This window comes from Paenibacillus sp. CMM36 (assembly GCF_053570945.1).
Window position 1 is genome coordinate 34,914 of sequence record NZ_JBSEDY010000020.1, and the last position, 25,475, is coordinate 60,388.

The 25,475-nt window shown below is 49.7% G+C and carries 3 protein-coding genes; all 3 read left to right on the forward strand.

Annotated elements, in window-relative coordinates; all coding sequences use genetic code 11:
- The first annotated feature begins 1 nt into the window (after position 1).
- Positions 2-1,243: a beta-ketoacyl-ACP synthase II gene (fabF, locus tag ACWA2B_RS25225; RefSeq protein ID WP_165150700.1), complete on the forward strand. Its 1,242-nt coding sequence runs from the start codon at positions 2-4 to the stop codon at positions 1,241-1,243.
- A 19-nt stretch (positions 1,244-1,262) separates the two neighbouring features.
- Entirely contained in the window at positions 1,263-1,655 is a 393-nt protein-coding gene (locus ACWA2B_RS25230) for a 3-hydroxyacyl-ACP dehydratase FabZ family protein (protein ID WP_029514647.1), read from the forward strand.
- 93 nt (positions 1,656-1,748) lie between these two features.
- The gene (locus tag ACWA2B_RS25235; RefSeq protein WP_449292767.1) at positions 1,749-25,475 is read left to right on the forward strand and encodes a non-ribosomal peptide synthase/polyketide synthase; all 23,727 of its coding nucleotides are present in this window, start codon (positions 1,749-1,751) and stop codon (positions 25,473-25,475) included.

Here is a 25,475-nt window from a genome sequence, read left to right on the forward strand (position 1 = left end):
AGTGAGAAGACGTGTTGTAGTGACTGGACAGGGAGTCGTAACGCCGGTTGGGCTTAATCTTACGGATTTCTGGAATTCACTGTTGAAAGGAAAAAGCGGAATTGGACCGGTCACTGTTTTCGATACAGCGGACATTCCGACAAAGATCGGTGCACAGGTTACGGGCTTTGACCCATTGCAATATATGAGTAAGAAGGAAGCTAATAAAGTGGCACAGTTCACTCAGTTTGCTTTGGCGGCTGCCCGGCAGGCGGTGGAGCAATCCAAATTAGTGATTGATGAGCGGAATGCAAGTCGCGTGGGGGTTATTGTCGGCTCTGGAGCAGGCGGCCTCGACGTTATAGAGGAGAACTATGGGAAATTAACAAAGCTTGGTCCCAAAAGAGTTTCTCCTTATTTTGTTTCCTCGATGATGATTAATTCAGCACCTGGTGAAATCTCCATTGCTATTGGGGCCAAGGGGCCTTCGTTTGCTGTGGTTACAGCTTGTGCTACAGGAAGCAATGCCATCGGTGAGGCATTACGTACGATCCAGTACGGCACGGCTGATGTCGTGGTTGCCGGTGGAGCAGAAGCCAATTTTAGTCAGCTTGATCTGGCATCATTTGCGAATATTCATGCTCTCTCCAGACGTAATGAAGAGCCGCAGAAGGCTAGTCGTCCGTTTGATGTGGATCGTGATGGATTCGTCATCGGTGGAGGAGCAGGAGTCTTGGTGCTGGAGGAGTTGGAGTATGCTTTGAACCGCGGAGCCACCATTCTGGCCGAAGTTGTGGGTTACGGATGCACAACGGATGCGTATCATATCACAGCTCCAGATCCCTCTGGCTCCGGCCCGGCAGAAGCGATCAACATCGCACTGCAGGATGGCGGCTTAACACCGCAGGAAATCGACTATGTCAATGCCCACGGTACGAGTACGCCATTTAATGATCGTATGGAGATTAATGCTATTCAAAAAGTGTTCGGGGAGCATGCCCCCCTTTTGGCGATATCGTCTATTAAATCCATGACTGGCCATTTAATGGGCGGTGCAGGGGCAGTCGAATTAATTGCGACTGTGCAGAGCATGATTCACAGCAAAATACCACCGACACTCAATTGTGACAATCCGGAAGCTCCTGAATTGAACTTTGTGCCGCATGTATATCAGGAACGCGAGGTCCGCGCAGCGATTAGCAATTCATTTGGTTTCGGAGGGCACAACGTCTGCCTTGCTGTTCGCAAGTGGGAAGGGGAATAAGCCTGTGAGCGAAGAGCTAATCCATATCCCGGATGTGCTTCCTCACCGGTACCCTTTTCTTCTGTTGGATGGCGTGACCGGGTACGAAACGTCGCAGTGGGCGAAGGGATACAAGCTTGTCACCTGGAGTGAGTGGTTCATTACAGACAGTAATCCATACATGCCTCCTATGTTGATTGTGGAGTCGCTTGCACAATTGGCGGCATTCGTGGCGGTTGATAAAAAAGGGATTTCATACCTGACCAATCTCAATGGGATTCGGTTCCATAGCTTGGCGAAGCCTGGGGACCGAATTGATCTCTACTTTGAAGTGATCAAGCGTCGACGGGGCTATATTCTGGGAAGTGGTCGTGCTTCCGTAGGGGATCGATTGGTAGTTGAGGCGGAAGAAATTGTTTCACTGGATCAATGACGGGGTGGAAGCGCACGTTAAACTTTCCTTTTGTCCTCCTGACTGCCAGGTGCAGCGGGAGGATATTCACATCATGGAATAGGAGTGAATGAGATGAATGACATGCAGTTATATGATTTAACAAATGCGCAGAAGCGTATATGGTATACCGAATTACTCTACCCAGATACGTCAGTGTCACAGCTTTCCGGTACAGCTAAGATGAAGGGGCATATCCATATCACTGCCTTCATGCAGTCTATTAATTTGATTATCAAACAGTATGATGCGTTCCGTATTCGTATTACCTCAGTGGATGGAGTGCCTCAACAGTATGTCGTTCCTTATGAAGAAAGACAGTTGGAGTGCCTGGATCTTTCCCACTATGAAAGTATATCTGAAGTGGAAGCCTTACTTGAGCAACACAAAAGCAAACCCTTGCCCCTGCTGGATTCTGAACTCTTCCAGTTTTTAATTGTGAAGATTAGCGAGGAAGAGTATTGGATTAATATCAAGATGCACCATATTATTTCTGACGGAATATCAATGGTGGTCTATGGCAATCAGCTAACAGCGTTTTACATGGAGTTAATTCAAGGAAATGAGCCGAAGCTGGGCGACGATTGCTCGTATATTGAATATATTGCAGATGAGAATGCATACGAACTTTCTGACAGATACCAGAAAGATAAGGCATACTGGCTGGATAAATTTTCTGATTTGCCTGAGCTTACGGGTTGGAAGTCATATAATCCATTGTCTTTAAGCACCCACGCTGTTCGGGAGCATTTTACTGTACCAGAAGTGCTGTATCACGAGCTGCAGGCATTTTGCCAACAGAACAGAATTTCCTTGTTCCAGTTCTTCATGGGTGCGATGTATATCTACATACACAAAATGACGAATCAGCCGGATGTGGTGATTGGAACTTCGTTCGCTAACCGGGGGAACAAAAAAGAGAAGCAAAAGATAGGTATGTTCGTCAGCACCGCTGCTGCCAGAACATACGTCGAAAAGGATATGGATGTGCTGAGCTTCGTGCAGGATGTAGCCAGAGATCAGATGTCAATCCTGCGGCATCAGAAATATCCATACAATCAGTTAATTCAGGATCTTAGAGAAATGCATGGCAACAAGGATATTCAGCGGCTTTTTGGCGTTTCAATGGAATATCGTCTTATCAATTGGGTTGATTTGGATGATGTGCGTATTTTGACAGATTATGATTTCTGCGGGGATGAAGTGAACGATTTCGTACTTCATATCGTAGAGATCCTGGATGAAGGCGAACTGGTACTGGATGTCGATTATCGGACGGAGCTGTTTGAACGCAGCGAAGTTAAGGACATGGTTTCCCAGTTGCTTACGATCGCCGAGCAGATCATTCATTCACCTCAGCTTTCTATCGCAGAGGTAAACTTATTGGGCGAACCCGAAGAGCAATCCATTTTGGCTCTTTCGGAAGGCACTACAGTTGACTATCCACGTGAGAAGACCATCCATGGCTTATTCGAAGAACAAGCCGAGCGCACGCCAGATCACGTAGCCGTTCAGATGGACGAGCAGAGCATTACATACCTAGCTCTAAACGAGCAGGCTAACCAGCTTGCGAGATATTTGCGCTCCGAGGGAGTAGGGGCAGATACGCTCGTAGGGATTATGGCTGACCGTTCCTTGGAGATGGTCATCGGGATGTTGGCCATTTTGAAAGCAGGGGGTGCCTATGTACCGATTGACCCCGATTATCCGGAAGAGCGTATCCATTATATGCTGGAGGATTCAGGTGTCCGTCTGTTGCTCACCCAAAGTCATCTGTGGGAGAGTACCACTTTTGACGGAAAGCTTGTGAGTCTGGACGATTCTGTAACGTATACAGGAGATGCCTCCAATCTGGAGAGCATTTCGGGACCAAACCATCTGGCCTATGTCATCTACACGTCGGGTACAACCGGCAAGCCGAAGGGCACGCTGATTGAACACAAAAATGTAGTTCGACTGCTCTTTAACGATAAAAATTTATTTGACTTCAACTCTCAGGATACGTGGACGCTGTTCCATTCGTTCTGCTTCGATTTCTCCGTTTGGGAGATGTACGGAGCGCTTCTTTACGGAGGGAAATTGGTGATTGTTCCATCTCTCACAGCCAAGAGCCCAGCAGCTTTCCTGGAGTTGTTGAAAGACAACCAAGTCACCATCTTAAATCAGACGCCGACGTATTTTTATCAGGTGCTACAGGAAGAGTTAATGCACTCTTCGACAGAGCTTGGCCTTAGAAAAATCATTTTTGGTGGAGAGGCTTTAAGTCCATCTCTTCTGAGAAACTGGCGGGTCAAGTATCCTGATGTGCAGCTGATTAATATGTACGGAATTACGGAAACAACGGTTCATGTCACCTATAAGGAAATCACGGAACATGAGATTGAAGCGGGGAAAAGCAATATTGGCAGAACGATCCCCACACTTAGCGCTTACATTCTCGATGAGCAAAGACGCCTGCAGCCTGTTGGGGTTCCAGGAGAGCTATACATTGCGGGAGACGGTCTTGCCCGTGGGTATTTGAATCGGCCGGATTTGACGTCTGAGAAATTCGTTGAGCATCCGTATCGGGTGGGAGAGCGGCTGTACCGAACTGGGGATCTTGCTCGTTGGTTGCCTGATGGCAATATTGAATATTTGGGGCGGATCGACCATCAGGTCAAAATTCGCGGCTACCGAATTGAGCTTGGCGAGGTAGAAGCCCAAATTCTCAAGGCTCCAAGCGTACGAGAAACGATTGTCCTCGCACGGGAAGACGAACAGGGCCAAAAATTGCTGTGCGCCTACTATGTAGCCTCCAGTGACCTTTCGCCGGGGGAATTGCGGTCTCAGCTGGCGGCGGAACTCCCCGCTTACATGATTCCTTCTTATTTTGTCCGGCTGGAGCAAATGCCGCTTACACCAAATGGCAAACTGGATCGCCGTGCGTTGCCGGCTCCTGAAAGCAGCGTACAATCCGGTGAGGCTTATTTGGCTCCGAGAACTGCTGTGGAAGCTCAGATGGTACTCATCTGGCAAGATATCTTGGGCGTTGCTCGTGTCGGTGTCAGAGATAATTTCTTTGAAATTGGTGGTCACTCTTTGCGGGCAACAGTGCTCGTTTCACGGATTCACAAAGAATTGGGATGTAGCATTTCGCTGCGTGAGGTGTTTCAGTCACCTACGGTCGAATCCTTGGCGCAACTTGTGAAAAAACACATTCCGACCATGTACGAATCCATCCCACAGGCAACGGAAAGCGAGGCTTACCCAGTGTCCTCAGCGCAAAAGCGGTTATACGTGCTGAGACAGATGGACGGGGGAGAGCTCAGCTACAATATGCCAGGGGTCTTCACAGTGGATGGACCGTTGGATTGCACGCGGCTGGAGTCTGCGTTCCAGGCACTGATCCAGCGTCATGAATCCCTGAGAACCGGCTTTTATATGCAGGATGGAGAGCTTGTTCAGCGTGTGCATAGGAATGTGCCGTTTGCGTTGAACTACACAGAGGCTTTGGTGGAGGAGACGGATACGCTCATTCACAACTTTATTCGTGCCTTTGATCTGAGCCAGGCTCCATTACTGCGTGTTAGCTTGGTGAAGCTCCAGGAGGAGCGTCATCTGTTGCTGTTTGATATGCATCACATCATTTCAGATGGGGTTTCTATTCAAATATTGATAGAGGAACTTACTCATTTGTATCAAGGAGAACAGCTCCCAGAGCTGCACATCCAGTACAAGGATTATGCCGTATGGCAACGGGAACAGTCAGAGAACCAATGGCAAGATCTTGAGGAATATTGGTTGCAATCCTTTGAAGGAGAGTTGCCGGTATTGGATTTGCCTACAGACTTCCAACGACCTTCAGTTCGGAGCTTCGAGGGTAGCCGAATTGATTTTACATTGGATGAGTCTGGCAATAAGGCGATACAAGAGCTTGCATCCCGTACAGGTACTACACTGTATATGGTATTGCTGGCCGCCTATTCGGTACTACTGCACAAATATACAGGACAGGAGGACATCGTCGTAGGTTCTCCAGTAGCCGGAAGACCGCAGGCTGAGCTTGAGGGCATCATCGGGATGTTTGTCAACACACTGGCCTTGCGCAGCTACCCGGCAGGAGATAAAACCTTTCAGGATTATCTTCTGGAAATCAAGGAAACAGCGCTCAAGGCGTTTGAGCATCAGGATTACCCTTTTGAAAAATTGGTCGAAAAGCTGGGCGTAGGACGTGATGTCAGCCGCAATCCGCTCTTTGACACCCTATTGGTATTACAAAATACCGAGCAGGAAGAGCAGGAAATGGACGGAGTGCACTTTACTCCTTACTTGATGGACACCGTCACAGCCAAATTTGACCTGTCCCTCAATGTAGAGGAGAAGGGCTCAAAATTAGCCTTTGGCCTCGAGTATAGTACGGCTTTATATCGGCGTGAAAGTGTAGAGCGACTTGCAACGCACTTGCTCCGGATTCTGCACGCAGTCTCGGCCAATCCCCAGTTGCAACTGGCCGAGATAGAAATGATCACACCGGAGGAGAAAGTACAGATCGTTGAAGTATTTAACGCGACATCGACTCCTTATCCAAGCCACAAGACCATTCATGAGCTGTTCGCAGAACAAGTCAAGCGTACACCGGAACAGACGGCGCTTGTATTCGGCGATGTCCAGCTAACGTACCTTGAATTGGAAGACAAGGCGAGCCGACTGGCCCAAACACTGCGTCGTTTGGGAACGTTGAGGGAGCAGCCTGTGGCCGTGATGGGCGGACGAAGCATCGAAATGGTCATTGGTATGCTCGCGGTGCTTCAAGCGGGTGGAGCCTATGTGCCGATTGATCCTGATTACCCGGAAGATCGGGTGCGTTATATGCTTAATGATTCCGACGCCAAGCTATTATTGGTGCAAAAGAGCGAGCTTATAAATGTAGACTACGGTATACCGATTGTCGATCTTAGCAGTGAAGAGGCTTATGCAGCTGAACCTGCCCAGCCGGAGACTGCCCAAGGATCGCAGGGGCTTGCTTATGTCATCTATACATCGGGTACGACGGGTAGACCGAAGGGCGTTATGGTTGAACACCGGAACGTGGTTCGTCTGGTCAAAGAGACCAACTATGTGGAGCTGAATGAATCCACACGAATTTTGCAAACAGGAGCCGTGGCCTTTGATGCTTCTACATTCGAAATATGGGGAGCGTTGCTTAACGGTGGGCAACTCTATTTCGTAGAGAATGACGACATTCTGATTGCCGATAGGCTCAAAGCAGCTATTGCCAAGTACGGGATTACGACATTGTGGCTTACTTCACCGCTTTTCAATCAGCTTTCCCTGCAGGATGAGTACCTGTTCAGAGGGCTCAAAGCATTACTAGTCGGCGGTGACGTACTGTCCATATCTCATATGAATCGTGTAATCGAGGCTAATCCTGATCTTGTCCCTATCAATGGCTATGGTCCGACAGAGAATACGACCTTCTCCACCACCTACGAGATTCCAGGTCGTGCCGAAGGGGTCGTACCGATTGGTCGCCCAATTAGTAATTCGACCGCTTATGTGGTCAATGGATCGCTGCAATTACAGCCTATTGGTGCTTGGGGTGAACTCATTGTCGGCGGTGAAGGTGTAGCGCGCGGATATCTCAATCGTCCTGATCTCACAGCAGAGAAATTTGTCCCTAGTCCTGTGAAGGACGGAGAACCCTGCTACAGAACTGGGGATTTGGTACGCTGGCTTCCAGATGGAAATTTGGAGTTTAAAGGAAGAATTGATGAGCAGGTCAAAATACGTGGTTACCGCATCGAACTCCCTGAAATCGAGGCCCAACTGGCCAAGGTGGAGTCAGTAATCGACGCCGTAGTGGTCGTTCGCGCGGATGAGCTTGGAGAGAAGCAGCTTTGCGCTTATTATGTGGCGGATCGTGCGCTCACGGCAGGCGAAGTACGCCTTGCCCTATCGCAGGTACTTCCGGGCTATATGATGCCATCCTATTTTATTCAGATGGATCGTATGCCATTAACGTCAAACGGAAAAGTGGACCGCAGGTCTCTGCCGGCTCCGCAAGTAGGCGCGCATACAGGACGGAAGTATACAGCTCCTCGTACACCGGCTGAAGAAGCTTTGGCATCTGTCTGGCAAGGGGTGCTGGGTGCCGAACAAGTGGGTATCCATGACAATTTCTTTGAATTAGGCGGAGACTCCATCAAGGCCATTCAGGTGTCATCACGGCTACTACAGGCCGGTTATCGGTTAGAGATGAAGCAGTTGTTCAAATCGCCAACCATTGCCGAGCTAGGCGCGGAAATACAAACGGCTGTGCATATGGCTGAACAGGGAATTGTGCGTGGAGCGACTCGCTTGACTCCAGTCCAACAGTGGTTCTTTGGACGGAAGCAGGCAGAACCTCATCACTTCAATCAAGCGGTTATGCTGTATCGTGAACAGGGATTTGAGGAAAAGGCCTTGCATCAGGTGCTGAGAAAACTTGCTGAGCATCATGACGCCCTTCGTATGGTTTTCCGTCAGACAGAGCATGGCTACGAAGCTTGGAATCGTGATCTTGAAGAAGGAGAGCTTTATAGCTTGTTCACCGCTGATTTACGAAATGAATCTGATCCGACTGCAGCCATTACATCGTTGTCGGATGACATTCAGCGCAGTATCCATCTGGCAGAAGGCCCGCTGCTGAAGTTAGGACTTTTCCATTGCCAGGATGGAGACCACCTTCTGATCGTGATCCACCATTTGGTGGTGGACGGAGTATCCTGGCGGATTTTGTTCGAGGACATCGCAGCAGGCTATGAGCAGGTGATTCAAGGCCAAGCACTGACACTCCCGCAGAAGACGGATTCCTTCCGTGACTGGGGTGACGCTCTTGCTCGTTATTCGGAAGGCCCTGAAATGGAGACTCATCGGGCGTATTGGAGAGAGCTGGAGGATCAGCCACTCGAACAGTTGCCGAAGGATGAGGCTGTGGAAAGCCTTCTTTTACAGGATAGCAAAGTAGTAACAGCACAATGGACTATAGAAGAAACCGACCAATTGTTGAGAAAGGCCCACCGTGCTTATCAAACAGAGACGAATGATCTGCTATTGACTGCTCTAGGCATGGCGATATCCAAGTGGTCTGGGATCGAAAAGGTTGCTGTGAATCTGGAAGGGCACGGTCGTGAGCCGATTATACCGAATATCGACATCACCCGTACCGTCGGCTGGTTTACAAGTCAATATCCGGTGATTTTAGACTTGGGGGATAACTCGGAAGTGGCCTCCTTGATCAAGTCTGTGAAAGAAGGGTTGCGCCGAATTCCGAACAAAGGTATTGGCTACGGGTTGCTCAAAACGGTGGCAAGTCAGTTGGATGAAGATAGCTTCAGCTTGCAACCTGAGATTTCTTTTAACTATCTGGGGCAATTTGATCAGGATTTGCAAGGAAGCTCATTGCAGATCTCTCCTTATCCGACCGGAAGCGCGCAAAGCTTGTTGGAGGAACCGGCCTATACGCTAGATATCAATGGCATGGTGACGGACGGAGCCCTGACTCTGACGATTACTTATAACGGAAAACAGTATAAGTCATCTACGATGGAACAGCTCGCTGGATATATTGAAGAAAGCCTGCGGGAGCTTCTTCAGCATTGCGTAACCCAAGAAAAAACCGTATTGACACCAAGCGACGTGCTTGCGAAAGGTCTAAGCATTGCCGACCTGGAGGAGCTTTCTAAGCAAACGAGCCACATTGGCGATATTGAGAATGTATATAGTCTGACGCCGATGCAGAAGGGCATGCTGTTCCATGATATGTTTGAGCCGCGTACAGGCGCTTATTTTGAGCAGGCTGCTTTTGACTTTAAAGGTAGCTTTGATCCGAACGCCTTCGGACACAGTCTGGATGCAGTGGTGGAGCGTCATGCCATCCTGCGCACGAACTTTTACAGCGGATGGGGCAGCGAGCCTTTGCAGGTTGTATTTCGGCACAGAGGCGCTAAATTGGTGTACGAAGACCTGCGGGAGATGAATGCATCGCAGCGTGAGGCTTACCTGAAGACATTTGGTGCTAAGGACAAAGCACGGGGCTTTAACCTGGCTGAAGACGAGCTTCTTCGTGTATCGATTTTACAAACAGATGAAGAGAGCTTCCGTCTCTTATGGAGCTTTCACCACATCGTCATGGATGGGTGGTGTGTTCCGTTAATTACGCAGGAGGTATTTGAACACTATTTTGCCCTTCTGGAAGGAAGAGAGCCGCAGCTGGCAGAGGTTCATCCGTACAGTCGATATATCGAATGGCTGGAACAGCAGGATGAAGCAGCTGCGTCCAACTATTGGAGCCGATATCTGGCCGGTTACGAGCAGCAGACGCTTTTACCTCAAGTCGGTGGAGCAAGTAAGGGAGAAGGCTATGTAGCAGAAAAGCTGAATTATCCTCTCAGCAAGGAATTAACTGAGCGCCTTGAAAAGGTGGCCAGGGATGCTCATGTCACGATGAACATATTGCTGCAGTCCCTCTGGGGCATTGCACTTCAACGCTATAACGGTAGCCGGGATGTCGTGTACGGAAGTGTAGTATCAGGCAGACCAGCAGAAATTCCGGGCATTGATCGGATGATTGGTTTGTTCATCAATACGATTCCTGTTCGTGTGAAGACAGAGGAGAATCTCCCCTTCACGGTTCTGATGAAGCAGCAGCAGGAACAATATATGGCTTCTCATATGTATGATACCTACCCGTTGTTTGAAATTCAGGCTCAGACGGATCAGAAGCAGGATCTCATCTCTCATATTATGGTGTTTGAGAATTATCCTGTGGAAGAGGAAGTAGAGCGTCTGGGTGGTGGCGAGGCTGCCTTTGAGATTGAGGAAGCGGAGCTTCTTGAACAAACGAATTACGATTTTAACTTAATTGTTCTACCGGGCAAAGAGATGAGATTGTTGTTCCAATACAATGCGCTCGTCTATGATCCAGCCACGATCGAGCAAATCAAGGGCCACTTGTTCCACCTGATGGAACAAATTGTGGAGAATCCTGCAATTTCCGTGGATGCTCTAGAATTAGTCACGCCGCAGGAGAAAGAACAGATTCTGAACGTATGGGGAAATACACCAGGCATTTACGAGCAATGTAACACGTTCCACGGGCTGTTGGAGGAACAGGCGGGACGAACGCCAGACGCGACTGCCCTTTTGTTTGGGGACGAGATGCTGACCTACGCCGAGCTCAATGCAAAAGCCAATGGACTGGCGAGAAGGCTCCGTACTCAGGGAATCAAGACGGGAGATCTGGTGGGACTGATTGCTGCACGGTCGCTCGAAATGATCGTTGCGATCTACGGCATTATGAAAGCCGGGGGTGCCTATGTTCCAATCGATCCAGAGTATCCGAAAGAACGAATCAGTTACATGCTTGAAGATTCCGGGGCGAAGCTGATCCTTACACAGGCCCATCTCTTGGAGCATCTCGGATGGACGGAAAATGTTTTGCTGCTGGATGAATCATCGACCTATGATGCCGACACCTCGAATTTGGAGGCTACTGCCGGCCCGGATGATCTGGCTTACGTGATCTACACTTCAGGTACGACGGGTCAGCCTAAGGGCGTATTAGTCGAGCATCGGGGACTACCCAATCTTTCGGACGTATACGGGACACACTTCGAAGTTACACCGCAGGATCGGATCGTTCAGTTTGCAAGCCTGTCGTTTGATGCATCGGTTTCGGAAATTTTAACGGCGCTGAGCCACGGGGCTGTTCTGTGCATCCCTTCTCCACAGGATATTTTAGATCATGCCCTGTTCGAGCAGTTCATGAACGATAAGGGGATTACGGTAGCGACTTTGCCACCCGCTTACGCTATCCACCTTGATCCAGAGCGTTTGCCAACACTGCGGTGCTTGCTAACCGCTGGATCGGCCGCATCGATCGAGTTGATCGAAGAGTGGAGGAAGCATGTACGTTACTCTAATGGCTATGGCCCAACAGAGGACTCCGTATGCACCACAATCTGGTCTGTCCCGGACAGTGAGGGAGCAACGGATATTGTATCTATTGGACGACCTATTGCTAACCATAGTGTGTACATCTTGGATGACCATTTTAGATTGCAACCTGTCGGTGTAGCTGGAGAGCTATGCATTTCGGGTATCGGGTTAGCGCGGGGGTATCATAACCAGCCTGAGTTAATGGACGAGAAGTTTGTGGACAATCCATTTGCTCCAGGAGAGCGTATGTATCGGACGGGTGACTTGGTTCGCTGGTTACCGAATGGAACCATCGAGTACTTAGGTCGAATAGATCACCAAGTCAAAATCCGCGGCTACCGTATCGAGCTAGGCGAGGTAGAAGCACAAATGCTCAGAGTGCCGTCCGTTCAGGAAGTCGTGGCCATGGCTGTAGAGGGCAATGATGGCTACAAAGATCTAGTCGCTTACTTCGTAGCCGCTCAGAAACTTGAGGTATCCGAACTTCGGGCCGTCCTGTCGGAGATGTTACCTGGATATATGATCCCTTCCCGCTTCATACAAATGGACGATATGCCTCTGACGTCGAACGGAAAAATCGATCGAAAAGCGCTGCAGGGCGAGCGTGGATGGGCAGTTGCTTCATCTGAGGCTCCAAAGACACCTGTAGAAATGCAATTAGCCCAAATCTGGCAAGAGGTGCTAGGTGTAGAGAATGCGGGAGTGAAGGATAATTTCTTCCATTTTGGAGGTCATTCACTGCGTGCAGCCCTGCTAGTCTCACGAATTCGCAAGGAAATGAATCGAGAGATTAGTCTGAGAGCAGTGTTCGAGTCTCCTACTATTGAAGGATTGGCCCGTGCTATTGAGGGCTATACACCGCTGAATTTCGAAGAAATTCCTACAGCGGGAGCGAGAGAGCATTATCCATTGTCCTCTGCCCAAAAACGACTGTTTATTCTAAGTCAGCTGGAAGGTGGAGAGCTGAGCTACAATATGCCAGGTATTCTTACCGTTGAGGGAGCTTTGGATCGGGAACGACTAGAGCAGGCATTCCGTCGTCTGATTCATCGTCATGGTTCGCTGCGTACTCGTTTTGTGACCGTGAACGGTGAACCTGTACAGCAGCTCCTGACGGATGTTCCGTTTGCTGTGGAATATGCGGAGTTGAGCGAGGAAGAGGCAGGAGCTACCCTTCAGCAGTTCGTCCGTCCTTTTGATCTGGGTGTAGCTCCATTGCTGCGGGTCGGCCTTATTCGAATTGCACATGAGCGCCATTTACTATTGTTTGACATGCACCATATTGTCTCAGATGGGGTTTCTATGAATATTCTCATAGAAGAGTTTCTCCGCTTCTACCAAGAGGAGGACGTACTTCCTGAGCTACAGATCCAGTACACAGACTATGCGGTATGGCAGCAAGAGCAGCTCGGAAGCGAGCGTCTTAAGGCCCAGGAGGCTTACTGGCTGGATGCTTTCCGCGGAAGCTTGCCAGTGCTGGATTTGCCAGGAGATGAAGTTCGTCCTGCGGTGCGAAGCTTTGCGGGCGATCGAATCGACTTCCAAATTGATTCTTCTCTGAGTGCTTCACTTCAGGAGCTGGCTACCCGAACGGGTTCCACTCTGTTCATGGTACTGCTGGCAGCCTATACAGCGCTCTTGCACAAGTACACAGGTCAGGAAGATGTCATCGTCGGTTCACCTGTGGCAGGAAGATCCCATGCGACACTCGAAGGCCTCATCGGTATGTTCGTCGGCACAGTGGCACTTCGTACTTATCCAGAAGGAGAGAAGCCTTTCGAGGCTTATCTGCAGGAAGTGAAGGAAACAGCGCTGCGGGCCTATGAAAACCAGGATTACCCGTTCGAGGAGCTGGTAGAAAAGCTGGAGCTTCAGCGTGATTTGAGCCGTAACCCGCTATTTGATACTATGTTTGTCCTGCAAAATATCGAGCAGGGAGAACAAGAAATAGAAGGATTGCGCTTCACTCCTTACGATAATGTACATCCGGCTGCCAAGTTCGATCTTACGCTGACCGTGAGTGAAGCAGACGGGGTATTGAACTGCACGCTTGAGTATGCGACTGCGATCTACAAGCAAGAGACTGCTGAGCGGATGACAGGCCACTTTGTACAGCTTATTCGGGAAGCCATCGCCAATCCGGCACTGCCGTTGTCATCCCTTGATATCGTGACACCTCAGGAAAAATCAAGGCTGATGAAAGCGCCGGACGAAGCCAAGGCAGATTATCCTCGTGACAAGACGATCCATGCGCTGTTCGAGGAGCAGGCCGCACATACTCCGAATGCAGTGGCAGTCGTATGTGAAGATGCGACCCTGTCCTACATCGAGCTGAACGAGCGGGCCAATGGACTTGCCCGAACGCTGAGGGAACGTGGTTTGCAACCAGACGGTTTGGCTGGAATCATGGCGGATCGTTCCCTTGAAATGGTGGTCGGAATTTTAGCCATCTTGAAAGCAGGCGGGGCCTATGTCCCTGTAGATCCTGAATATCCAGAAGACCGCATTCGCTTTATGCTTGAGGATTCAGGAGCCAAGCTACTGCTGACACAAGCGCATCTGGAGCAACGGGTCTCCTTCGCCGGGGATATCGTAAGTCTGGACAAAACGGCTTCCTACAAGGAGGATGTCTCAAACCTGGAGTCTGCAGCCGGACCGGGGAATCTTGCCTACGTCATCTACACATCGGGTACGACAGGCAAGCCAAAGGGAACACTGATTGAGCATAAAAATGTAGTTCGCTTGCTCTTTAATGATAAAAATATGTTTGACTTTGGTCCTCAGGATACGTGGACACTGTTCCATTCATTCTGTTTTGACTTCTCTGTATGGGAAATGTACGGAGCATTGCTGAACGGAGGACGGTTGGTCATCGTTCCATCGCTTACCGCGAAGAGTCCAGATCGTTTCTTACAATTGCTTAAGGATCAGAAGGTCACCGTTTTGAACCAGACACCGACTTACTTCTACCAGTTGCTACAGGAAGAGCTCGGTCATCAGGCGGCAGAACTGAGCCTCCGTATGATTATCTTCGGTGGAGAGGCATTAGCTCCGGCCCTGCTCAAGGACTGGAGAACGAAGTATCCGCAAGTGCAGCTCATTAACATGTACGGCATTACCGAAACGACCGTGCATGTAACCTACAAGGAAATTACAGAGTTGGAAATTGAACAGGGCCGCAGCAATATCGGCACCACGATTCCGACGCTGCGAGCGTACATTTTGGATGAACAACGCCGTCCACAGCCGATTGGCATTCCAGGTGAACTCTATGTGGCGGGCGTAGGTCTGGCGCGAGGTTATCTGAACCGACCGGAATTGACGGAAGAGAAGTTTGTCGCTCATCCGTTCGAAGCAGGCGAGCGTATGTACCGCTCGGGTGACTTGGCACGCTGGTTGCCGGATGGCAGCATGGAGTATTTGGGACGGATTGACCATCAGGTAAAAATCCGTGGTTACCGTATTGAGCTAGGCGAAGTGGAAGCGAAGCTGCTCCATGCTCCGTCTGTAAGAGAGGCCGTTGTGCTCGCCCAAGAGGATGGAAGTGGACAAAAAGTGCTTGTCGGCTATTTCACAGCCGATCAGATGCTGACGGTAGGAGAGTTGAGAAAAGCCTTGGCTGCCGAACTGCCGGCTTATATGATTCCATCTTACTTTATGCAATTGGAACAGCTGCCTTTGACACCAAATGGCAAACTGGATCGCAAAGCGCTTCCGGCTCCGGAGGCCAATGTGCAGACTGGAGCGGTTTATGAACCGCCAAGGACGAAGGCTGAGGAAGCTTTGGCTTCCGTATGGCAAGGTGTGCTGGGAGCACAGCAGGTCGGCATCCACGATCATTTCTTCGACCTGGGTGGTGACTCCATCAAGGCGATTCAAGTGTCCTCGAGATTGTTCCAAGCTGGATATAAATTAGAGATGAAGGATCTCTTCAAATATCCGACAATTGCCGAGCTCAGCCCGTATCTTCAGGCAGCCGGACGTACAGCCGAACAGGGCGAAATTAAAGGTGCAGCAGAGTTAATGCCAATTCAGCGCTGGTTCTTTGAACGCCATACAGCGGAGCCGCACCATTATAATCATGCCGTCATGCTCTATCGGAAAGACGGCTTTGATGAGGCTGCACTCCGATTGACAATGGACCAAATTGCGATCCATCATGACGCGCTGCGCATGGTTTTCCGGCCTACAGAAGCTGGATACGCAGCTTGGAATCGGGGAACGGATGAAGGCGAGCTCTACACATTGGACATTGCTGATATGCGGCAGGCGGAAGACCAGACAGCTGCGGTTCAGGCCCAAGCCAATGCCATTCAGGCAAGCTTTGACTTGGAAGGTGGCCCACTGTTCAAGCTAGGCCTGTTCCATTGTGAAGATGGCGATCATTTGTTGATTGTCATTCATCACCTCTTGGTTGACGGTGTGTCCTGGCGCATCCTGTTTGAAGACATTGCAACAGGATACGAGCAGGCGTTGAATGGACAAACGATTGTTCTTCCGCAAAAGACCGATTCGTATCTTGTATGGTCCGAGCAAGCGGCGAAGTATGCAGCAGGTCCTGCCCTGGACGAGGAGCGTTCATACTGGCAGCAGATTGAGGAGACGCTTCTGGCTCCACTGCCCAAGGATAAGGATCAGGAGCCAGGCACCGTTCGGGATACCGAGTCGGTTACGGTAACGTGGTCTGCTGAAGAAACAGAGCTGCTGTTGCGACAAGCAAACCGGGCTTATCATACGGAGACGAATGATTTACTCTTGACTGCTCTGGGAGCAGCTATTCAGCGCTGGACAGGCATGGAGCAGGTTCTGGTTAACCTTGAAGGACATGGACGGGAAATGATCATACCAGATCTGGATATTACCCGTACCGTGGGCTGGTTCACAACTCAGTACCCTGTTCTGCTGAACCTGCAAGATGGGCAGGAAGTATCTACCCGGATCAAGCGCATCAAGGAGAATTTGCGAGAGGTTCCGCACAAAGGTATCGGCTACGGTCTGCTGAAATATATGGCACCGGAAAAAGACACTCGATTCAGCGTAGAACCAGAAGTTTCCTTCAACTACCTTGGACAGTTTGACCAGGATTTGGAGGGGAATGCTCTTAGCTTGTCTACACATTCAGTCGGTAAGGCGCTCAGCGATCTCACACCACAGCAATATGCTCTGGATGTGAATGGCATGATTGCTGAAGGACAGCTATCACTGACGATTACGTACAGCAACAGGCAGTATCGTAACGAGACGGTGAGTCATTTTGCTGAATTATTACAGTCAAGCCTTAGTGAGGTCATCCGGCATTGTGTAGCTCAGGAGTGTTCACAGCTTACACCTAGTGATGTTCTGTTCCAAGGATTAACATTGGAGCAGCTTGATCGACTTACGGCGCAGACGGCTCATATCGGAGAGATTGAGGATGTGTACAAGCTGACGGCAATGCAGAAGGGCATGCTGTTTCACAGCCTGCTGGAGCCGGATTCCTCTTCATACTTCGAACAGGCAACGTTTGAGATGCGTGGCAGCTTCGATGTAGATATCTTCTTCGAGAGCTTCCAGGCTTTGGTGCAACGACATGCCATACTACGTACCGGCTTTTACAACAACATTGCGGATGTACCGCTGCAAGTTGTCTTTAAGCAACGGTTAATCCCTCTGCACTACGTAGATTTGCGCGACGCATCTATGCAGGAACAAGAAGCCCGGATCAAGGCTTATATTGCTGAAGATATGGTTAAGGGGTTCAGCTTGTCAGATGATCCGCTGATGCGAGTGACCGTCTTGCAGAAGGATCAAAGCTGTCTTGTATTGTGGAGCTTCCACCATATTGTTATGGATGGCTGGTGTATCCCGATCATTACACAGGAGCTGTTCGATTATTATTCTGCCAAGAAACAGCAATTACAGCCTGTCCTGCCGCCAGCTCAGCCCTATAGCCGTTATATCGAGTGGCTTGATGCACAGGATGATCAAGAAGCTTCAACATATTGGAGCCAATATCTCGAAGATTATGACGGGAATACCGTATTGCCGGAAGGTAAAACGAAATCTCAAGCCAAAGAAGCGGGCTATGTCCTAAAAGAGCATGTTCTCCATCTGGGTGCATCTTTGACCGGTAAAATGGATGTTGTCGCGAAGCGCAATCACGTGACCGTCAACACACTCATGCAGACAGCTTGGGGACTGATTCTTCAACGTTATAATGCCAGCTCGGATGTCGTTTTCGGCGGCGTTGTGTCGGGTAGACCGGCTGAGATTGCAGGGATCGAGAATATGGTGGGTCTGTTTATTAATACAGTACCTATCCGTGTACAGTCATCCAAAGACGAGGCTTTCGTCGAGGTAATGAAACGTACACAGGCACAATCATTGGCTGGTCGTGTCTACGATACCTATCCACTGTATGAGATTCAGGGGAAAACAACCCAAAAGCAGGACCTGATTTCTCATATTATGATCTTTGAAAATTACCCGCTCGACGAACAGGTGGAGCAATCGGGTAATCAAACGGAGGACAATCTCGAAGTTGCCAACTTCACCATGTTTGAACAAACCAACTATGACTTTAACCTGGTTGTGATTCCAGGCGAAGACATTAAGGTCTGCATTCGCTACAATGCTTCGGTCTACGAGCAAGAAAGCATTGTGCGAATCGGAGGACATTTATTGCAAATGCTCGATCAGGTAGCTACTCATCCGCAAGCGACGATACAGGACCTGGAGATTGTAACATCTGAGGAACGGACAAACCTGCTTGACTGGGGTGGCAAGGCTCATGTCTACCCAAGTGATCAGGGCCTGCATACCTTGTTTGAGGAACAGGTGGCCCGTACGCCGGATAAGATCGCGGCAATAAGCGGCGACATCCAGATCACATATCGGGAGCTGAACGAGCAGGCGAACAGACTAGCTTCCACCTTGATAGCCCAAGGACTACGGAGTGAACAAGTAGTGGGGCTGTTGGCGGATCGGTCAGTGGAACTGCTGGTTGCCATCATGGGGGTACTCAAAGCGGGCGGAGCCTATGTACCGATTGATCCTGAATATCCGCAGGAGCGGATTCAGTATATTCTGAAGGACTCTGGCGCTGAGATTCTGCTCACACAGAGCCACCTGACGAAACTAGCGGCCTTTGAGGGAATGGTTATGGAATTGGATGCCCCGCACATCTACGGAGCTGGAGTGAATAATCCTAATATTCCTGTGAGAGGAAACGATTTGGTGTATCTAATCTATACTTCGGGTACAACAGGAAATCCGAAGGGAACCATGATTAACCATAAAGGAATCGTGAACTACATCTGGTGGGCCAATAAAGTCTATTGTGCAGGGCAACCAACGGACTTCCCGCTGTATTCGTCCATTTCGTTTGACTTGACGATGACATCAATGTTTACTCCGTTAATAAATGGAGGAATAGTACGGATTTATGATGGTATAGATAAAGCGGAGGTTGTTCAGCATATTTTGCGCGAAAATGCGGTGGATATTCTCAAGCTGACGCCGACGCATCTCAGTCTGATTAAAGATATGACCATCCCGGTAGAGAGTCGCATTCAGCAGCTTATTGTGGGTGGAGAGAATCTGACCACACATTTGTCAAAAACGATTACCGACCTCTTTGGTGGCAATATCAAAATCTACAATGAATATGGACCAACCGAAACGGTCGTCGGCTGCATGATTCACCTGTACGATCCTGCGAAGGATACACGGGAATCCGTACCGATTGGTTTGCCGTCAGACAATATATACATTCATATCCTGGATGAACAGCTTCGTCTCGTACCGTTAGGTGTGGAGGGCGAAATGTACATCGCCGGGGACGGAGTAGCCCGTGGATACCTGAACCGTCCGGATCTTACCGCAGAAAAATTCATTAGGAATCCGTTCGCTGCGGAAGGAAATATGTATCGCACCGGAGATTTGGCTCGTCGCCTTCCTAATGGAGACATTGAGTACATTGGGCGTATTGACCATCAAGTCAAAATACGGGGCTATCGTATTGAGCTTGGTGAGATTGAGGCCAAGTTGCTGGATATGCCCCTTGTCGAGGAAGCTCTCGTTGTTGCGTGGGCAGACGCCAATGGACAGAAGTCTCTGTGTGCTTACTTTGTAGCGGATCGCGAAATGTCTGTCAGCGAGCTGAGAAACGAACTGTCTGCCGGACTGCCTGCATATATGATTCCGTCTTACTTCGTACAACTGGACGTGATGCCTCTGACACCGAATGGCAAACTGGATCGCAAGGCACTGCCTGAACCGAACTCGGGTATAAAGGCGGGAGCAGACTTTACCGCTCCGCGGACGGATGTGGAGAACATTTTGGCTTCAATCTGGCAAGGTGTACTTGGCGTGCCGCTTGTCGGCATTCATGATAATTTCTTTGAACTTGGAGGTGACTCGATCAAATCCATTCAAGTATCCTCAAGGCTTCTTCAAGCAGGCTACAAGCTTGAAATGAAGGATTTGTTCGGTTATCCGACAATTGCAGAGTTGGCGCAGCGCGTTAGTGTGGTCAGCCGAATTGCGGACCAAAGCGAGGTACACGGATCGGTAAGACTGGGACCTGCTCAGCACAGATTCTTCGATGAACAGTCAATGGATCTGCATCACTTTAATCAGTCGGTCATGTTGTACCGACGGGATGGCTTCAATACCGATGCGCTCGCCGAGGTTGTTCGGACAATTGCAGAGCATCATGATGCTTTACGACTGGTGTTCCGCCAAGGAGAGCAGGGATTGGAGGCCTGGAACCGGAGCGTAGGTGAGGGTGAACTCTATAGCCTCCAAATCCACGACCTGCGGGATGAGACAGACCCGGCTTCAGCAATAGAAGCGGGTGCGGAAGCCATTCAGCGCAGCATCTCTCTGGAGGATGGACCTCTCTTTAGACTGGGTCTGTTCCGCTGTGCGGAAGGCGAACATCTGTTGATCGTTATTCATCATCTGGCTGTGGATGGCGTATCCTGGCGTATCCTCTTTGAGGACCTGCAGGAAGGCTACGAGCAGGCAGCACGTGGAGAAGCAGTCAAGCTTCCGCAGAAGACGGATTCGTACCGTGCATGGGTTGAGGGAATCACACAATTTGCTAACAGCCCGGCGGCTGAACAAGAACTCAGCTATTGGGCAGAGGTAGAAGGAGATGGCTTTGTCCCTCTTCCCAAAGACAAGGTAGATGGCGCACTTCTCATCAAGGATAGCGAGGCTATCACGGTCAGATGGTCACCAGAAGAGACAGAGCAGTTCCTGAAAGAAGCGAACCGTACTTACAATACGGAGGTCAACGATCTGCTCCTGACAGCCCTTGGTATGGCTGTTCACGAGTGGACGGGAATCGAACGTGTAGGCATCCTTCTGGAGGGACATGGGCGGGAGCCTGTTGTACCGGAACTGGATATTACTCGCACAATAGGCTGGTTTACAAGTCAATACCCTGTCGCCCTTGAGATGGACGGGGAATTGGAGATCGGGGCCAGAATCAAGCATGTAAAGGAAGGCTTGCGTCGTATCCCGAACAAAGGTGTCGGATATGGGATTTTGAAATATTTAAGCGACAGTCCCGATACCTCCTCCTTCTCGGCTGAACCGGAGATTACGTTCAACTACTTGGGTCAGTTCGATCAGGATCTTGCAGGAGGGACGATGGAAGTATCGCCTTACTCCGTAGGACCTGAGGTCAGTGAGCAGATGGTGCAGCATCAGGCATTGAACATTAATGGACTGATTGCCGAAGGGCAGCTTCAACTCTCGGTCAGCTATAACCATCATCAGTTCCACGGGGAGTCCGTGGCTAAGTTTGTTGGCATTCTGAAGAACTGTCTTAGTGAAGTCATTGGACATTGCGTAAGTAAGGAAAGAACAGAACTAACACCAAGCGATGTACTCCTCAAAGATATCAGCTTGGAAAAGATTGAGGAGTTAGAAGAGCAGACACGGCATATCGGTAGTATTGAGAATATGTATAAACTGACGCCGATGCAAAAGGGGATGTTGTTCCACAGCTTGCTGGAGGCTCATTCAGAGGTCTACTTTGAGCAGGCCACATTTGAAATTCAGGGAGTGTTCTATCCTGAGGTTTTCAAACGCAGCTTACAGCAACTGATGAAACGGCATGCCATATTGAGAACGAATTTCCATGCTGGATGGGGCGATTTCCCTATACAGATTGTGTTCAAAGAAAGAGCATGCGATTTCGTATACGAGGATTTGCATGAGCTGGATTCCGCTGAAATAGAAGCGCGTCTTGCAGCTTATGTTGCCCAAGACAAAGCAAGAGGCTTTGATCTTGCGAATGAAGCCTTGCTGCGTGTTGCTATTCTACGTACTGCAAAAGAGCATTACCATCTGTTGTGGAGCTCTCATCACATCATTTTGGATGGCTGGTGTATGCCACTTGTGCTCCAGGAAGTGTTTGAAACATACGGAGCTCTACGTGAGCAAAGGGAACCTGAGCTTCCTGTAGCAGCATCGTACAGCCAGTACATTCAATGGTTGGAGAAACAAGGCGAGGAAGAGGCATCCTCTTACTGGAGAGGGTACCTGAAAGGCTACGAGCAGCAGACGAAGCTGCCACAAGCCATCACACAGCCATCGGCAAAAGCAGAGGCCTATGTGTCGGAGAAGCTGGTATTCACGTTGGATGCGGAACTGACCGATCGCCTGGAACAGGTGGCCAAACAGCATCAGGTGACAATGAATACGCTGATGCAAGCAGCCTGGGGAATCGTGCTGCAGCGCTACAATAGAAGCCAGGATATCGTCTTCGGAAGTGTGGTATCGGGAAGACCTGCCGAGATTCCGGGTATCGAAAGCATGATCGGTCTCTTCATTAATACAGTTCCAGTTCGGGTTCAGGCCGAGGGAAGCGATACGTTCTCCCATGTGATGAAAAGACAGCAGGAATTATATTTGGCAGGACATGCTTATGATTCCTATCCGCTCTATGAGATTCAAGCACAGAGCGAACAAAAGCAAGATTTGATTTCTCATATTATGGTGTTCGAAAATTACCCGGTAGAAGAGCATCTGGAAGAGAAAATTGCCAGTGAAGAGGCTGAATACAAAATTACAGATGTTCAGATGTTTGAACAGACGAATTATGATTTTAACCTTATTGTGCTGCCGGGACGTAGTCTGGAGTTCTTGTATCGATATAATGCTCGCGTCTATAACCGGGAGAGCGTGGAACGGATTCAAGGACACTTGACGAGAATTCTGACAAGCGTATCTGTACAACCTGCTATCCGTATTGATGAGCTGGAACTGATCACGCCAGAAGAGAAATCACAAATAATAGAGGTGTGGGGAGATACAGTAGCTCCTTATCCGCGTGAGCAGACCCTCCACGGCATATTTGAGGAAAAAGCTGCGCTCACACCGGATCGTACAGCACTTGTTTACGGAGAAACGAAGCTTACCTATGGAGAACTTCATCAGCAGGCGAACCGTCTTGCACGTACACTGCGTGCCCAAGGGGTCAGACCGGACCAACCAGTTGGCATCATGGTCGAGCGCTCGCTTGAGATGATCATTGGTATCCATGCCATTCTAAAAGCTGGTGGGGCCTATGTACCGATTGATCCGGAGTTCCCAGAAGACCGTATTCGCCACATGCTGGAGGATTCGGGGGCGAAGCTTCTGCTGACGAAGAACCATCTTAAAGATCGGTTCCCGTTCACTGGCACGATCCTGGCACTTGATGATCCGCAGGCGTACCATGAGGATAGCTCGAATCTGGAGCCAATTGCGGGGCCGGAGCATCTGGCGTATATCATTTACACGTCAGGTTCAACCGGCAAGCCGAAAGGTGTAATGATTGAACACCGCTCTGCCGTCCATACGCTGAGTCAGCTGGAAGCTGAATATCCGATGTTGGCAGGCGACCGTTTCCTGCTCAAAACGACATTCACCTTTGACTTCTCTGTGCCAGAGCTGTTCTGCTGGTTCTTTGGACAGGGGACTCTCGTGATCCTGCCACAAGGCGTGGACAAAGACCCGATGGCACTGCTGGAGGCTGTGGATACGAACCGAATCACGCATCTTAATTTGGTGCCATCGATGCTCAGTGTGCTCGTTCAATACTTGAAAGAAAGCGGCACCCAAGGATTCCTTACTCTGAAATACCTGTTTGCCTGCGGCGAGACGCTGCCTGCCAAACTTGTAGAAGAGTACTATAAAGTATCTCCACACGCAGTACTGGAGAATATCTATGGTCCTACCGAAGCGGCCGTATATGCGACCCGATATACAACTAGCCCTGAGACTGCGGCTCTAACGCATGTGCCGATCGGCAAACCGTACGCTAACGTCCAAGTATGGATGATGGACAGCGCTTCTCAGGTATCACCTGTGGGGGTACCGGGAGAACTCTGCATTGCAGGCGAAGGGGTAGCGCGGGGGTATTTCAACCAGCCGGACCTGACCGCAGAGAAGTTCATTCCTCACCCGTACAAACCGGGAGCACGGATTTACCGAACGGGCGATTTGGCCCGATGGCTGCCAGACGGGAATATTGAGTATTTGGGACGGATCGATCACCAGGTAAAAATCCGGGGTTACCGCATTGAGCTGGGAGAAGTGGAGGCACAAATTCTGAGGGTGCCATCGGTGCAGGAAGCGGTTGTTCTAGCACTGGCTGACTCCAGCGGAAGTACTCAGCTGTGCGCATACTTTGTGGCCGAGGAAGGGCTCGCAGCGGGCGTATTACGCGAAGCACTGGGCAGCGAGCTGCCAAGCTATATGATTCCGTCTGCTTTCGTACAGCTCGCACAAATGCCGCTGAATCCGAATGGCAAATTGGATCGCAAAGCGCTACCGGCACCAGAAATCCTTCTGCGGAGCACAGCGGAGTATATCGCGCCACGTACGCAGACAGAAGTAGAGCTCGCTCAGATTTGGTCCGAGGTGCTCGGCGTACAGGAAATCGGGATCAGAGATCATTTCTTTGACCTTGGGGGCCATTCCCTGAAAGTATTGGGCTTGATCCAAAGGATCTCGTCTAATATGGGCGTCCATCTCCCACTCCAGGCCGTGTTTAATCTGCCAACTGTGGAAGAAATGGCGCATGAAATTTTCAAGCTGCAGGCAACAACTACTGCCGACGAACAAGAAATGGAAATTATCCACTTCCCAGGGAAAGGAACGCTTAAAGTATTTTGCTTCCCTCCTCGGGTAGGTCACTCTCTGGGGTACTATGAGATGGCCAAGGAGCTGGATGGGCTTTGCGAGGTGTACGGTATGGAATTTATCGGCGATCGTTTCCAGGGCCAAGATATGCTGGATCGATACATCGATGCCATCGTGAACATTCAAGCCGAGGGCCCATATGTATTCCTTGGATACTCACTTGGAGGAAATCTCGCCTTCGAGGTAGCTAAAGCTATGGAAAGCCGAGGCTACCATGTTGGTGACATTATTATGGTAGATGCTATGAGAAAGATGTCCAAGGATGAATCGACACCTGAGGAGCTTGAAGAGATTGTCGAGACGGTGCTGGATAGCATTAGGGAGCAGTACAAAGTATTCCTCGCCGATCCAGCCGACAGGGAGCGAGTCATGGACAAAATGTTGGTTTACTCCACCTACCGCAATGAGCTTATTAACGCAGGTGAAGTTCATGCGAATATCCATGCTCTGATTGCAGAGGATGATAGTATTGGTCCGGATACATCATTAGATAAATTGTTATGGCAAAAGGCGACGCATGGTCAATACAAAGAATACGAAGTCATCGGAACGCATGATGTGCTGCTTGATTCCGGTTTTGTCGGGGAAAATGCTAAAGTACTGAAACAAATACTTGGTAAAATTGCAGAAGCTTCATCTAAAAACAAGCCTATTCTGTCCTAA

What these genes read in the sequence shown, in the direction of transcription:
- ACWA2B_RS25235 (WP_449292767.1), top strand. Translation starts at nt 1,749, where the DNA reads ATGAATGACATGCAGTTATATGATTTAACAAATGCGCAGAAGCGTATA.